The sequence below is a fragment of the Vibrio sp. R15-SG3-ISO1B genome (assembly GCF_059833835.1).
On sequence record NZ_JCBDGG010000013.1, the window covers coordinates 75,648 to 91,775 of the forward strand.

4 protein-coding genes are annotated in these 16,128 nt (G+C 50.7%); 2 read left to right on the top strand and 2 right to left on the bottom strand.

Annotated elements, in window-relative coordinates; translation table 11 throughout:
* Positions 1 to 15: 15 nt before the first annotated feature.
* Both AC6R0S_RS04415 and AC6R0S_RS04420 read right to left on the bottom strand, forming a co-directional pair.
* Positions 16 to 12,231 carry a retention module-containing protein gene (locus AC6R0S_RS04415; RefSeq protein ID WP_500637304.1) on the bottom strand — a complete coding sequence of 4,072 codons (12,216 nt, stop codon included), beginning with the start codon at positions 12,229 to 12,231 and terminating at the stop codon, positions 16 to 18.
* 291 nt (positions 12,232 to 12,522) lie between these two features.
* Positions 12,523 to 13,431, bottom strand: coding sequence for an aldo/keto reductase (locus tag AC6R0S_RS04420; protein ID WP_500632838.1), 909 nt, complete (start codon positions 13,429 to 13,431; stop codon positions 12,523 to 12,525).
* Between the two features lie 94 nt (positions 13,432 to 13,525).
* Between AC6R0S_RS04420 and AC6R0S_RS04425 the strand changes: the two genes are divergently transcribed.
* The gene (locus AC6R0S_RS04425; RefSeq protein WP_500630195.1) at positions 13,526 to 13,924 is read left to right on the top strand and encodes an XRE family transcriptional regulator; all 399 of its coding nucleotides are present in this window, start codon (positions 13,526 to 13,528) and stop codon (positions 13,922 to 13,924) included.
* A 91-nt stretch (positions 13,925 to 14,015) separates the two neighbouring features.
* Entirely contained in the window at positions 14,016 to 16,082 is a 2,067-nt protein-coding gene (locus AC6R0S_RS04430) for an alpha-amylase (protein ID WP_500637305.1), read from the top strand.
* Positions 16,083 to 16,128: the final 46 nt, after the last annotated feature.

The following is a 16,128-nucleotide window of genomic DNA, read 5'->3' on the forward strand; positions in this document are numbered from 1 at the left end:
GCTAGCTTAATGACGCTAATCGTGCATGATCACATTGCGCTCAATTAGGGTGGAGACAATCTGCGATGAGTCCATCTCAGCAAAACTGATTTGCTGACCAAGATCTTTTAATGTCACAGTTTGACGCGCACCGTTTTCTCCCTCGGGATGGATCTCCAGCTCGATATCATCATCATCGACCAGTCTGGCATTGACATGACTGAGCAGCACATCCATATCCACCTGATTGGCTTTGAGCTCAGGAAGCAGTTCCCTCAAATCAATCCTATCGCCCTCTGCGATATTGAGATCCGTGACCGTATCTGCCGCGCCATCTTCAATGCTGTTCCACACAAAGGTGTCCATTCCCGGACCACCGGTGAGAATATCAGAACCTAAACCACTGACAATGATGTCATCACCACTGCCGCCGACCAGTTGAGTATCTTGGTCACCTGCAATGATCCACTGAGGACGGGTTTGTGAAGAGCCATCAATGTCACTGGCCTCCTCTACCACCGTCAGTGACAACTCGATGGGTTCAGAAAAAGCACTGTCGATCCCAATGCCCTCTTCAATCTCTGTCGATACTGCGGTTAACGTCAAGGAATACTCACCTAGGCTAACGTTTTGTATTTGTAGAGAATTAATCGCATCAGCACTGGCATACCAATCCCCACTCTCGTTGACTACCGTACCGCTGTCGCTACTTAGCACTGCGCCTTCTGGTACTCCCTCAATCAACAAGCTCAGTTCTTCACTACTGTCGGTGAGTGCTGCGACAATACCGAGCAACGCAATACCTTGGTTGCTCACGCTTTGACTGGCAGTGATGTGTCTTATTGCCTCATTTTCTGGGGCAATAGTCAGTGTCGGTATGTCACTCACGCCTTGAACATGCAGTTGCAGCTCCGCGGTATCTTGAAGAAAGTCATCATTGCCTTGGGTTTGACCATTGTCTTCGATGGTGTAGCTAAACCGCACAGGCCCAGAGTAGTTTTCACCTGCGGTAAAAGTCCAAGATAAACCGTCAGAGCTTGCAACCAGGTTCCCTACCCCTTCCATCAGTTGAAGATTGATCACTTTCAACGTATCGCCATCAATATCTGAGCTGGCATCAATCAGTGACTGCGCGCTAATGACTATCGAGCCTTCTTCAGACATGGTGCCTAGATCCAGCGAGGCCGCGACAGGCTGATCATTCACTTCAGTGACTCGAATTGCGAACGAGGTTTGTGCACTCTGACTGGTTGACGCGTTGGTATCATCGACTAAGCCAAAATTACCTAAATCGTTCACTTCGGCAGTGACGAGAGCAGGACCACCACTATTCAAGTCGTTCGCATTGTCCGCAGGCTGATAGACGACCACAGACGCCGCAAGTGCAGCATTGATGTTCGCCAACTTGCCTTCCAAAATCCATTGACCGTCACTCCCTTGCACTGTGGTCAAGCCATAGACGAGTTCTGCATCACTGAGCACCAGCAATGAGCCCTTATCCACGCTGAGAGTGAGATGATACATAGCATCCGGGTCATCAAGCGTGCTATCGATATCGTCAATCTGCAAAGTGTTGAGTGCCACCGATGTATCTTCTAAGGTGTCTACATCCAAAACATTAACAAACCTTGGCTGATCGTTTACTGCATCGATGAGCAGCATCACCGAAAACTCAGCCGGAGTACCTAATACCTCAACACCTTGCGCGTCGCTATCTACCGATTGGACTTTGACTGTCAACGGCTTATCGATAGCCGTCGCACTTTGGCTATCGCTGTTGCGATCACCTGAATTGAACACGATTTTGTCTAGATGCGGCGCATTGATATTGAGCACCCATGTCTGTGTCGCGTCGTCGAACTGCGCTAACGTCACGCCATCGGGATAGTAAATGCTCGCGCCTTCAGGCACCTCTGTGACGGTAACGCGCAGGGTTTCTGGACCATTTTCATTTACCCCTGAAACGCTTGAGGCGCTGTACACATTGTCGATCACTGACGCATCTACCTCGATATCGATGTTATCTCCTTCCAAGCCTTCGATGCGATCCGTGCTGTCGAGGTCGACGTCATCGCCTATTGGATTCACGGTAACGACAAATTTAGGTAGCGGCGCTGTCACTTCCGTTGGCACACCAAGCAGTGACTCTTGAGTAAATACCGTTAGGTTGAACTCCACCGTACCACTGAAGTCTTTCGGCGCTTGAAGTGATATTCCACTCAAATCCACATGAGTCATCTGCGCCGATGGTAAACGCACACTCCACACACCGTCGCCGTTGTTTTTCACGCTGTAGTCGCTATCCGCATCGGCAAGCAGTAAAAATCCCTCGGGTACCCCAGTCAACTTGATCGACACAAACTGCTCGGAGCCATCATCGTCGGTGAGCGCAATATCGATCGGTCCCGATGCGCTAAGCGCTATCAGCTCATCTTCATTACCTTCAATCTCTATCGTTTCCGCAGAGTTTCCAGGCCCTGACACGATCACGTCATCAACCACTGGCATGACCTCAAAGCTCACCGACGTGGTGAACGTTTGGCTATCGGTTGCCTCTCCGGTTGATGGTGACTGATTGAAGACCGCGCTATCGACAACTTCACCACTAATATTCACCACCACCTGATTATTGCCATCTGCAGACGGATAGTTTAACGCTGGCTTGAACAATAACGTATCTAATGCTCCGTCATTGATGGCTTGCTGATCAAATGACACCGAGGTACCTACCCATTGATAAACTTGACCACCTGTTCCGTCATCGACCACTTGATAAAAGGCGCCCACATTAGAATTGGCCAGCGTCAACATCACTTGATTCAAGGTTTCTTGGCCACCTTCAGTCTCACCGTTCAATTGATCAGCAATGGCGTGGGTGACGGCAAGCTGAATGTAACTGTCTTCATAGCCGATAGCATCGGATTGGCCGTTGTTATCAGCGTCAATCGCGCTCATGTCGTCGTCCAGTGAACCTAGAACATCGATAGAAAAACTCGGCTTGGCGCTGTTACCACTCTCCACATCGGCGACAGGGGCAACTTGCACGATCACACTGGCAGACGCGACGTTTTCATCACCGCTGGTGGTATCTTTGCTGATCACCGTAAACGGTAATAGAAAATCACCGGAGTAATCGTTTGGCAGCACAAGCGACAACCCATCGATAGAACCCAAAGCGCCGTCATTGTATTGAGTCTGATAAACAAACTTACCATTAACGAAATCGACATCGCCCCCTTGAATCGTGATCGGATAAACAACACCTCCTATCTCAACGCTTGGTTCAAACACCAAGGTGACCTCATCAGGCGAGCCATCGATAGCGCCGCTCAACGACAACACGCTCAGTGTGGTCATCTGCTGACCGAGATTGACAACCGTATCTTCTTGCGCCGTCACAATCTGATCGTCTGTGATGGCGACCTCTGCAGCCACCTCATCTCCTGGAATAATCTGTTTTGCAAAAGCGATGACAACGCTGGTTGAGCGCTGAGCACCAGTCGATGATTCATTCGGCTCCAGGAGTTCACCATTGGCATCAATATCACCGGGGTCGACCACTTGGGTGTGCAGGGTCATCTGGAGCTCATTCGTACCGGTTAAATCGATATCACCAAAGTTAAGTCCTTCTGGTGCTTTGACACTGAAATTACTCTCGTCAGTAATCACCCAGCGTCCATTGCCTTCATAGGCCGCCCCTGTCACCAGCAACTGATCCAGTACAGAGTCTGGTAACGTTAGATCTTTAAGAGGATTATTAGGGTCTGGTACATAACTCAGTTCAAGCACCACTTGAGAGACCAACTCGACCGACGAGTTATCCGTTTCTTGGTACGAGATGATGACCTCATCATTGAGATCAGGATTGTCTTGATTAGTGGTAAACGTAATCGCACCCGACGTCGCGACGATAGGCACATAGTTTAGCTGCCCATCTCCTGTCAAAGAGAGAGGTTCAAACACCACGCCTTGCTCATTAGATAAACGCAGGCCATTGTTTTCATCTTGTGGCTCGACGACTGGACGCACCACCACTTCTATTGAGCCTGTGAGTGTCGCGCTAACACGACCGCCTTCACCGACAATATCATCACTGGTGTATTCGACATCGCGCTCTTCTATCTCGACGCTTGTCGAGAGCGTGAAATTAGTACTGGCATCTTTGGCAGGGGTGAGTTGAATAAAGTCCGCTTCTAACGCGACTTGAGTGAACGCCTCATGGCTAAGTCCGTTAGGCGTGACGACCAAAGTACTTACCCCATTGGCGTCTTGTGTCACGTCGACATTGACGTCTGGGTTGTTGACGTTAATCATCGCTCCGCTTGGAATACCAGTGATCGTGATCGACGTAAAGTGCTCATCGCTATCAATATAGTCGCTCCCTTTGGGGTGCCAATCGATATTAATAGCTGAATCCTCATTGCCCACCGAGCGGTTGGTGTATTGCTCTGAGGCATCAATGACAGGGGCGACATTGACGCGAATGTCAGTATCAAAACTTAAGCTGTGACCATCGTTTTCTGTGACGACAATGGTGGCGGTAATATCGATATTTTGGGTTGAAGAATCGACAGGGCGAATAACGATACCAGAATCATTGATCGCACCGGTAATGTTCGCCTCGTAGCTAGGTTGACCATTCACATAGCCGACGAAGTTTAAGTCAATGACACTGCCATCCGTATCCTCGATTACCACCCCTTGTGGAATGTTCGACAAAATCACACTGAGCGTCTCTGAGTTATCCGTCAGCTCTTGCGCCCTTTCACCGGAGATCACTTCAAAATCAAGTTGTGCAAAATTGCTCGCATTTTGGCTCTCTTCAATGGTGGTCTCGATACGCATTTGGCCATTATCGGTCACCGCTACCCAGCCCGAATCAAATTCATCGTTGAGTATCGGAACATCAGCCACCCCTTTCACTTCAACATTGACCACTTTAGGCCCGATGTAGGCGTCGTGTGTAGCACTCAACGTCGCGTCATCAGACAGTGACGCACTATCTCTCACGACACCCGTCACTTCAAAGCGGAAATCTTCATTGCTGTGCGCAGCGGGCACGACTTCAACCTGCGAAATAACGGCATATGGGATCTCTTGGTACGTTACGCCATCGACGTTGATCTCCACAATTGGGCTGTCGCCCGTACCGACCCAAGCCAGCGACGCACCCTCGGTGATATTGGCGATACGCACAAACAGGACTTCAGAGTCATCTGCGTCTGCCGAAGGCAACATTTCAATCACCTCATCCAACGTCAATGGATCACGATTGCCTTGCAGTTCGGTATTGTCTGGGTCTGCGATGTTGTCTTCATTGATGCGAATCCGGCTCACTTTGAGTGTGCCAGTATCGGCATGTGGCGCCACATCGATAGTAATGGTTTTCGCCTCGGATCGCGCCGTCGACTTATCGACAGAACCGACGATGTATGGATTCACCTCTTCTTCACTGATTGCAACCACACTCAGTTGAATTTGCCCCGAAAAGTGCTCCGCAGGATCAATCTGAATCGAATTGATATCGCTGGAAGATACAAGATAAACACCCTCACTATTTGCCGTCAGCGGCTGACCGTCTTTATCGAGCAGTTCGAAGTCTCCCGTCACTGCTCGAAGTTCATAGGTAATGGTCTCTGGCGCACTACTGTCTTGGGTCTGGGCGTGTAGAGTCAGTGTGACGTTGCTATCATCCTCAAGCACTTCATAGTGATCGATGCTATTTGCTTCATCCCAAACAGCGATGTCTGCAACCGACTGAACGTCTATTCGGATTCGGCCATTCACGCTGTGATCCACTTCGGTGCCGTTGAGGATATCCAGTGAATACCGCACAGTCATATTGCCATTGGTGGCCAAGTTACGATCAGGCACGAAGTAGAGGTTATCAATAGTGGCAATGACATTGTTGCCATCTTGAGCTTGGCTCTGCACCAGTTCACTGCCATCTAAACGCAGTTTTCCATCCGTATCCTGTTTAATGGCGTGGAATACACCGGTACTGTCTTGGTAATAGAATGTCCCTGCGTAATTACCACCAATGATGGTCAACGCGCCAATCGACTCGTCATTATCGACATCATAGAGATTGACCTGCACGCTCAATTTGGTCGGTGCATTATCAAGCTCAGATTGATTGTCATTGATGTTCTCGCGCTCGGGCTCATCACCAGCGGCGTAAACAATAGATGCATCTCGGCCGACATCTTCAAAGGTGGTGACATTTAAATTGATCGTGCGGGCGTTTCTGTCTGTGACAGTGACGTCCAACGTCGCTTGATCGATATCGTCATCGCCATCAGTGGCAATGGCATGGACACTGAACGTGATGTCGTCACCATCATGATCCAAATAACCGTTGGCTTTAAATTGAACCGAGCCATCGCTGTTAATACGCAGCATACCTAACTCTCTGGGGGCGTCATCCCCACCTAGCTGCTCAAAGACTCGCACAGTTTGTTGCCCACTTGAGAGTTCAATGGCGCTTTCATAGGTATTGGCTGAGACTCTAAATACGATCGGATTGCCATCACCACTGACTCCGCCTTCTAGGCGCGTTAGTTCAGCACTATCAGCCCCTTGGTCCGTTATCTGGTCAAAGAAGTTGACACTCGTACGGCCGAACCCGCTGCCTTCTACTTTGGTGATGGATTGGTCAGCCAAGGTTGGAATATCATCAGTAATCACAATCGGCAATGTCAGTACGTTACTTGCATCGTGATCATAATCTACCGCTGCTACAGTGAAGTAGAGTGTCACATCGTCTTCACTGGTTGCGACCGGATGATCAATTGGCCCCAACAACTCGAACGCGTAACTGTCATCTTGCGTATCAAATATGATTCGAAAAACCGGGGTTGCATTGGTTGCTGTGACGGCGGTGTAGCTCCATGTGGAGCCAGTGTTAATCACATCTTGCCAGACTAAAGCGTCTTCACCCGAACTGACACTGGCCAAAATGGCGTCCGCGTCCATTAATCGATACTCGGTGACACCATCCACACCGTCATCGACAGCAAGCTGCCCCGAGACGCGACTTGAATCACTTTGATCTGAACCAATAGACTCAATGTCATCTTCATCGACGGCATTGCCCCCACTCCAACCATTTAAAGTGGGTGCGTCATCTGCAACATTGATTCCGAGACGAAATGCAGAAGAGCGATCCCCATCGCCGTCCACAGCTACCACATCAAAAGGAATGGTCAGAACATTGGAGTCTTCAGCATGGTCTAAAGCCCTCAGTTGCTGATAGCGATAACTGCCGTCATCACCAAGAACTAAAGTAAAGACGGGTTGCTGATTGGCGATACCTTGATAGCTTGTCGTACCATCTGCGCCTTCAATCAGTTGAATGACGACAGGAGTACCGCCCGAAGTCAGGCCAGTTTGAGTCTGAGCGAGATTGCTGAGCGCAAAACTCACCACGCCATCCGCGCCCTGCGTATATTCCAGTTGCCCTTCGACCCATGCACCACTTCCCTCAATATTGGCTTCTTCGACATTCCACTCGCTGGTATTACTTAACCCGTCGATGCTGGCAATATCATCGGTGACACTGATTTCAATGTCTGCGCTTGAGGACGCGTCGCCATCAGCATCTATCGCGACAATGGGTAAAGCAATGATTTGGCTATCAAGACCTTGCACGGTGTGATCGATATTAGCCAGTAAGGTGAAGTGATAGTCACTCAGCGACGGCTGACCTAAATCCAGCTCAAATATGGGTAGTTTTTCACCATCAAGTTCGATATAGCCTACATAACTGCCTGGCTCAGCAGACTTTTCTTCGACCCTAATACGTTGACCGGAGGCGTAGATACCTTCGTTATTGAGATCATTGAACTGCTCCAAATCAAACGCCAGCTTGGCAATATCATCACTGCCTGTCGTCATGGTAACGGTACCTCTGACGTCGAGATTCGTATTCTCTCCTCCAGAACCGCTGGAAAGTCCCGCTTCAAAGACACTGCCACCAGACACTTGAGTGATCACAGGAAGGTTGCCATCTTCTATGTCGATAGTGACCGTGCTGGTCAACACGTCACCATCGCCATCTTCAATGGTCGCCACTAAGGTGTGGCTCACCACGTCACTGACTGAGTGATCGATGTTTCTATCTGGCGCAAACGAGAGTGTGCCATCGGCAGACACAATCACTTTGCCGTCGGTAACGGCATACTCACTTTGACCGTCCACTAACGTGATCGGGTCGCCGCCATCAAAGGTGAATTGCGTTACCACGCCTTGCTCGGCGCCCGACGCACTGATGAGCGTAATGGGCTGTGATTCGTTATCGTACTGCGTATCAGGCTCGGTGACCTTTATCTCGCCATCCACCACCGTCTGAATGTCGTCATTCACGGTGATCGCGAGATTCACCGATGCTGATTCATCACCATCGCTGTCCACCGCGACCACCGGCAAGTTAATCACCAAGCTCTCATCATTATCACCGCTGTGATCGAGCGGTCTGAGCAAGGTAAAGGTGTAATCTTTAAGGGTGGTTTGATCGAGCGCGACCTCAAAAACAGGCACATCTTGCCCGTCAACGGTAATCACTCCCAGGTATTGACCGGGCACATCAGAGTCTTCTATCAAGCGCACGGTTTGCCCTTGCGCTTTCAATGTCGATTGCTCGGTAAAGCGCGTGATATCGAGTGTCAGCGCGGTAATGTCATCACTGCCGACATCGATGGTGATTTGACCACTGTCTTGCACGGCAGCTTGGCCTGCTTGCGTGCCGCCCGTTAAACCGGACTCTGAGACTTGCGCCGTCTCGATTTGAGTGATGACGGGGTCATTACCATCGGTAATATCGATAGTGACCGTACTCGTCAACACGTCACCATCGCCATCTTCAATGGTCGCCACTAAGGTGTGACTCACCACGCCACTGGCTGAGTGGTCGATGTTTCTATCAGGTGCAAAAGAGAGTGTGCCATCAGCAGAGACGATCACTTTGCCATCGGTGACCAAGTATTCATTTTGCCCCTCAACCAGCGTGATCGCGTCGCCGCCATCAAAGGTGAACTGCGTCACCACGCCTTGTTCAGCGCCCGACGCACTGATGAGCGTAATCGGCTGTGATTCGTTATCGTACTTCGTGTCGGGCTCGGTGACCTCTATCTCGCCATCCACCACCATCTGAATGTCGTCATTGACGGTGATCGTTAGATTCACCGAGGCCGAGTCATCGCCATCGCTGTCTACCGCGATCACCGGCAAGTTAATCACCAAGCTCTCATCATTATCACCGCTGTGATCGAGCGGTCTGAGCAAGGTAAAGGTGTAATCTTTAAGGGTGGTTTGATCGAGCGCGACCGCAAAAACAGGCACATCTTGCCCGTCAACGGTGATCACTCCCAGGTATTGACCGGGCACATCAGAGTCTTCTATCAAGCGCACCGTTTGCCCTTGCGCTTTCAATGTCGATTGCTCGGTAAAGCGCGTGATATCGAGTGTCAGCGCGGCAATGTCATCACTGCCGACATCGATAGTGATGGTGCCACTGTCTTGCACAGCAGCTTGGCCGTCTTCGGTGCCGCTCGTTAAACCAGATTCTGAGACTTGCGCCGTCTCGATTTGAGTGATGACGGAGTCATTACCATCGGTAATATCGATAGTGACCGTACTGGTCAACACGTCACCATCGCCATCTTCAATGGTCGCCACTAAGGTGTGGCTCACCACGTCACTGACTGAGTGATGATCGATGTTTCTGTCTGGCGCAAACGAGAGTGTGCCATCGGCAGAGACGATCACTTTACCGTCGGTGACCAAGTATTCACTTTGACCGTCGACTAACGGAATCGGGTCGCCACCATCAAAGGTGAATTGCGTCACCACGCCTTGTTCAGCGCCCGACGCACTGATGAGCGTAATCGGCTGTGATTCGTTATCGTACTGCGTATCGGGCTCGGTGACCTTTATCTCGCCATCTACCACCGTCTGAATGTCGTCATTGACGGTGATCGCGAGATTCACCGACGCCGAGTCATCACCATCGCTGTCCACCGCGACCACCGGCAAGTTAATCACCAAGCTCTCATCATTATCACCGCTGTGATCGAGCGGTCTGAGCAAGGTAAAGGTGTAATCTTTAAGGGTGGTTTGATCGAGCGCGACCTCAAAAACAGGCACCTCTTGCCCGTCAACGGTGATCACCCCCTGGTATTGACCGGGCACATCAGAGTCTTCTATCAAGCGCACGGTTTGCCCTTGCGCTTTCAATGTCGATTGCTCGGTAAAGCGCGTGATATCGAGTTTCAGCGCGGTAATGTCATCACTGCCCACATCGATAGTGATGGTGCCGCTGTCTTGCACCGCGGCTTGGCCGTCTTCAGTGCCACTGGTTAACCCAGATTCTGAGACTTGCGCAGTCTCGATTTGAGTGATGACAGGGTCATTGCCATCTTTAATATCGATAATCACCGTGCTGGTCAACACGTCACCATCGCCATCTTCAATGGTCGCGATTAAGGTATGGCTCACCACGTCACTGGTTGAGTGGTCGATGTTTCTGTCTGGCGCAAACGAGAGCGTGCCATCGGCAGAGACGATCACTTTGCCATCGGTGACCAAGTATTCACTTTGACCGTCAACCAGCGTAATCGGATCGCCGCCATCAAAGGTGAATTGCGTCACCACGCCTTGCTCGGCGCCCGAGGCGCTGATGAGCGTGATAGACTGAGATTCGTTGCCATATTGAACATCCGGTTCGGTCACCACAATCTTCGCATCAGATACCAAAGGAACATCATCCACGACGGCAATGACTAAGTTGCTATTGGCGGTAGTATCGTTATCGGCATCAATCGCGAAAACAGGCAATGAAACTAAAACGTCGTCTTTGCCCTGCTCTGAATGGTCAAGCGGCGCAAGCAGTTCGAATTGATACGCGACTTCAAAGCCGCCAGAACTCAGGTTGCTGACGCTCTCAATGATGAGAGAAAAGACATCGACTCGCTCCTCACCTTGTATGACAAACCCAACATACTCACCCGGTTGCGACGGGTTAGCCTCAAGAGTCACGATTTGCCCTGCAGAGGTGAGACCATTGGCCTGCTGACTCTGGTTGAATGCCTCGACGTCCAGGCGAACATCCACCACTTGATCACTCCCAAGCTGACCGGCTATCGTTCCCGTTACAATCGGGCTAACACTGCCTGCCTCCGTTCCCGTCGCCAAACTTGATTCTAGTGCCGTTTTACCGTCGATAGGAGACAGTGTCGGCGCCTCACCGTCACTGATCGCCGTGCTCACACTGACGGGTGAGCGTAATAGGTTACCTAAAGCATCCGCTCCCTGAATCTCAATGTTGATCGTGATTTGGTCATCATTAATCGCCACCAATCCTCCCGCCACTGACGGAAGATGATCGATCGGTTGACTCAGCGTTGTGGTGATCTCCAGATTGATGTCTCGACCAATATTGGCTGCGTTAATGTCAATGCGTAATACTTCCCCTTGCACATTGACACCAATAATTGCATTTTGCGAGTCATTATAGGAAAACAGGACATCCCCGCCATTCGAAGTGATATCACTATTGAGTTCTGTGAGCAGCGCGGCTATGGATGAGGTCTCAGGAAAAAAAGACTCGGGATCGAGAGTAAGATCCCCGGCAGCAATGAGAGTGCTGCTGACAATAGTGGCAGGATAGGTCCCGAGAGATAACGAACCTTCAGACAGGGTGGCTGCTACGCTCTCGCCACCTTGAGAAAATTGAAAGCGGCGTCCAGTATCTTGCGTTTCAGACTGGGCCTGAGCATTGAAACCCGCGGTTTCGAAAAAGGTGCTCGCCAGTACTTCGGGATTATTGTACGCGATAGTAATGAAGCCGCCGTTGGCTGAGCCACTCGTCCCTGCACCCGCTGCCGTGGCTTCTAAAATCGCCGTCGGGTCAGCGCCCGCAAGAATAGCCTCTTGAATGGCCGCCAATTCATCACCGCTCATTGCCCCTTCACCAAGTAGCGCATCATCAACCTGAATGTCGCCGCTGACTGGCGCGGTTGCCCAACCCAATCCGTCACCTGGTTCTATGCAGCTGACGCAATTTTCATCAATAAACAGTGTTTCTGATACGTCTTCGAGAACGAGCGTCCCACCTTGAGCGGTGATGATCATCTCACCGATGTTGATATTCTCACCGACTTGCGCTTTGCGCGCCTCCCCGTTGGGCGAGGCGATCACGACATCACCATTCACTTCTTTGACACGACTTGGCTGGCGAATGACTTCTACGTCCATAACATTTCCCTTTGTGAATTAGCGTCCCACGTCTTTGACGTGGATACGGGTGTTGCACTAAAGCGAACTGACTGAAACGAGAATTTATTATTAGAGTTGTAATTTTAGAGAAGCAAAAAACATGCACATCTAACATCATCACTCAATCTCACAGCGAGAGTAAGAAAAGATTAAGCTTTTTCGCCACAGTCTCAACAGTGATATTTGACACTTTCAGTATAGGGGACGATAAAACAAAAAGAGCCAGCAAATGCTGACTCCCTTCTCATTATTATTATTCTTTTGCGATTTCTATGGCACACCGTGCCCTTTCGATGCAACCCAAACACGATACCACTGCTCACGTGTGAGCTCGAACGGAAGCGACTCGACGGCCGATTTCACTCGCTCAATTTTGCCTGAACCGATAATAGGCAGCGGATTCGACGGTAGACGACGTACCCAGGCGTAGATCACTTGATCGATGCTGCTTGCGCCGATTTCAGCGCGGATCGCTTCCAGTTCATCACGTACGCGAGCTGCTTGCTCTGTGTCCCCGCTGAAAATGCTGCCTCCACCAAGACAAGACCACGCCATCGGTAGCGTGCGAAGCATTTGCATTTGATCTAGGGTGCCGTCATGGACAACATCAAAATTGAGTGGGTTAATTTCCACCTGATTGGTCACCAGAGGCTGAGAAACGCGCGATTGCAGCAGTTCGAACTGACGAGGAGAAAAGTTCGATACACCAAAGTGCTTCACTTTACCTACTTTGCGTAGCTCGGTAAAAGCCTCTGCCACTTCGTCTGCGTCCATCAAGGCATCTGGACGATGGATCAGCAATACATCAATCTGCTCCACTGCCAAACGCTCCAGTGAATTATTCACCGATTGGTAAATGTGGGCCGCACTGGTGTCGTAGTGGTTCACTTTACGCTGCGGGAACTTGTCCACGCATAGGTTGATATCGCACTTAGTGACAATCTCAATTTGGTCACGTACACAAGGATCCAGCTTCAACGCTTCACCAAACAGCTGCTCACACTCGTAGCCACCGTAAATGTCCGCATGGTCTACCGTGGTTACGCCTAGCTCAATGTGCTGCTTAAGGAACGTCAAACGCTCTTGCGGCGTCATACCCCATTCTGCTAAACGCCAGTAGCCTTGAATCATCTGTGAAAATTCGGGGCCCTGCGGCGCAATTGTTACTTTAGACACCATCTTTTACCTCCTAAAAAAAGAACGCTTCTACCCTATTCTTGTTTGTTTCAACCTACAACGTATACTGTGCAGAATTTCGAACTGGAGTACGAAAATGAGTTTTGCACTGCGTCTTCAAGCCCTCATCGGTGAAGAGTCCATTTCTGGTTTTGCGCGTCGGGTCGAGCTCTCCGAAGCCCTGATTCGCAAATATCTCAAAGGCAGTGAACCTAGCTTGGCCAAAGCGAATCAGATCGCGATGAAGGCCAACTGCTCACTGGAGTGGTTAGCCACAGGGTGTGGGTATCTCTACAGGCAAGCGGAAGTGGTCGATATGCCCGCTTACACCATGGCGTATGAGACCGTCATGGGCCAAACACCAGAGCCCATCGAGCAACATCGCAAGGTGATCGCGGCATACCAATATTTACGCGCCCATAAAAAACCCGATGGCTATCTTGACCAGGCGTCGATGCTGCAATTTCTTCATCGTCACAGCCCGAAAGAACTGTGACTAAAAGCAAAATTTAGGGCGTAGATCGGGGGTAGGATGTGGCGCCGCTTCCTTCGCAGTATTCTGTCTAAAAAAACAACAAGGACAGAACGTGAAACGATATCAACCACACTGCATAGTGATTGGTGGGCTGTTGAGTGCGACTGCATTCGCGTCACCCACGCTCACTCTCTCAACCACAACCACCAGCCGAGATTTTCCTCTCAATAGCGATACGCTCTTGGTCCTACCGCTGCCCAAGCAAGAGTATACGCTACACATTTCCGCTACCGGTGGAGACTGCCCCACCACAAACCTCGAGCAGGTCAAGTTTAGGCAGCCGATTGCCCTGAACTGTCAAACGTCAACGACTCTGCCCGTCAACATCCGCTTTAGCGGCGATTACTCCTTCGAATACGATGCCGAAGCAAATACATTGGTGATCGCCCGCGAAGCGAAGAAAAACACCACCACGACATTCAAACGGCCGCTGCCGGATGTGAATTGTCGTCAATACGTCGGCGGCCCCGTCACGCTAAACTTAGGTGACACCTTCCCCGATGGTACCGAGCTAAAAGAGGCCTTAAGCGGTCAAATCGTCACCGTTCGCGACGGCCAAGTCTCACTCGAACCTAGTGAGAGCAGTGGTGGCGTCCTACTCCTTGAACCAGTGCTCACCGAGCCAGTAGAGCGAGACTTTACCTATCGTAACGCCAACATCTATTTCGCTATGGTGGACAGGTTCCACAACGGCGATACCAGTAATGATGCCAGCTACGGTCGTCGCAAGGATGGCAAAGATGAAGTGGGCACCTTCCACGGCGGCGATCTTAAAGGGGTGATAGAAAAACTCGATTACATTCAAAGCCTAGGAACGGATGTGATTTGGCTATCGCCCATAGTAGAACAGGTGCATGGCTTTGTCGGTGGCGGCGAAAAGGGCAGCTTCCCGTTTTACAGCTATCACGGCTACTGGACACGTGATTTCACGAAAATTGACGCCAACTTTGGGCAAGAGGACGACCTGAAAACGTTAGTCGCCGAAGCCCACAAACGCGGTATGAAGATTTTCCTCGATGCCGTGATCAACCATTCGGGGTACGCCACCTTAGCCGATCTGCAAACCGACAACATCGACGTTGTCAATGCAGGTAAAATGCCGGCCACTTGGCAAGATTGGCAACCAAACGGTGATGAGAATTGGCACAGTTTCCACCAAGCCATCGATTACAACAGCCCACAATGGCAATCTTGGTGGGGTGGCGATTGGGTCAGAGCGGGCCTACCGGGCTACCCTGCACCGGGCTCCAGCGACATCGAAATGACACTGGCTGGGTTACCTGATTTCCGTACTGAATCACAACAATTTGTGACACCGCCGCAATGGCTATTGGACAACCCGGGCACACGCGTTCAACGCCGCGACAATTATCGCGTCTCGGATTATCTGATTGAATGGCAGAGTGACTGGGTTAAACGTTTTGGTATTGATGGTTTTCGTGTTGATACCGTCAAACACGTCGAGGGCGAAGTATGGCAACGGCTCAAAGAACAAGCTAGCACAAGTCTAGAGCAGTGGCGTGAAGCCAATGGTCAATCGGGCGAGCCGTTTTGGATGATGGGTGAAGTCTGGGGACACTCAGCTTACCGCTCTCCCTATGCCGATCAAGGCTTTGATGCCCTAATCAACTTTGATCTACAAAAGAAAATGGATAAGGGCGCCGCCTGCTTTAGCAAGATGCAAAGCACCTATCAAAACTACGCAGATTCCATGCAAGAAACGCCGGACTTTACCCCGGTGAGCTACATGTCATCACACGATACCGAACTGTTTTTCAGCCGTTTCAGCTCGCTTGATGTGCAGCGCAGTGCAGCCAACGCGCTGCTGCTCAGCCCGGGGGCGGTCCAAGTCTATTACGGCGATGAAGTGGGACGCGAAATAGGCCCTTATGCCGATGACTTCCATCAAGGGACACGCTCAGACATGCTTTGGACACTGGATAAAGAGCGCCAGGCACTTCTTGCACACTGGCAACGTGTGGGTCAATTTCGTCAGAATCACCCAGCGATTGGCGGCGGAGTACACCGCGTGATTGACAACAACCAAGAGTACGTCTTCTCTCGCACCTTAGGAGACGACAAGGTCGTTGTTGCCTTTGTCGGCACCAAGCGCGAGTAAAGAGTGAATGAGAGCATTAGCCGCTAACGCACATTAGCGCGTGCAA

Coding starts and splice junctions, on each gene's coding strand:
- AC6R0S_RS04415 (WP_500637304.1), bottom strand. CDS start 12,231: ATGGACGTAGAAGTCATTCGCCAGCCAAGTCGTGTCAAAGAAGTGAAT.
- AC6R0S_RS04420 (WP_500632838.1), bottom strand. CDS start 13,431: ATGGTGTCTAAAGTAACAATTGCGCCGCAGGGCCCCGAATTTTCACAG.
- AC6R0S_RS04425 (WP_500630195.1), top strand. CDS start 13,526: ATGAGTTTTGCACTGCGTCTTCAAGCCCTCATCGGTGAAGAGTCCATT.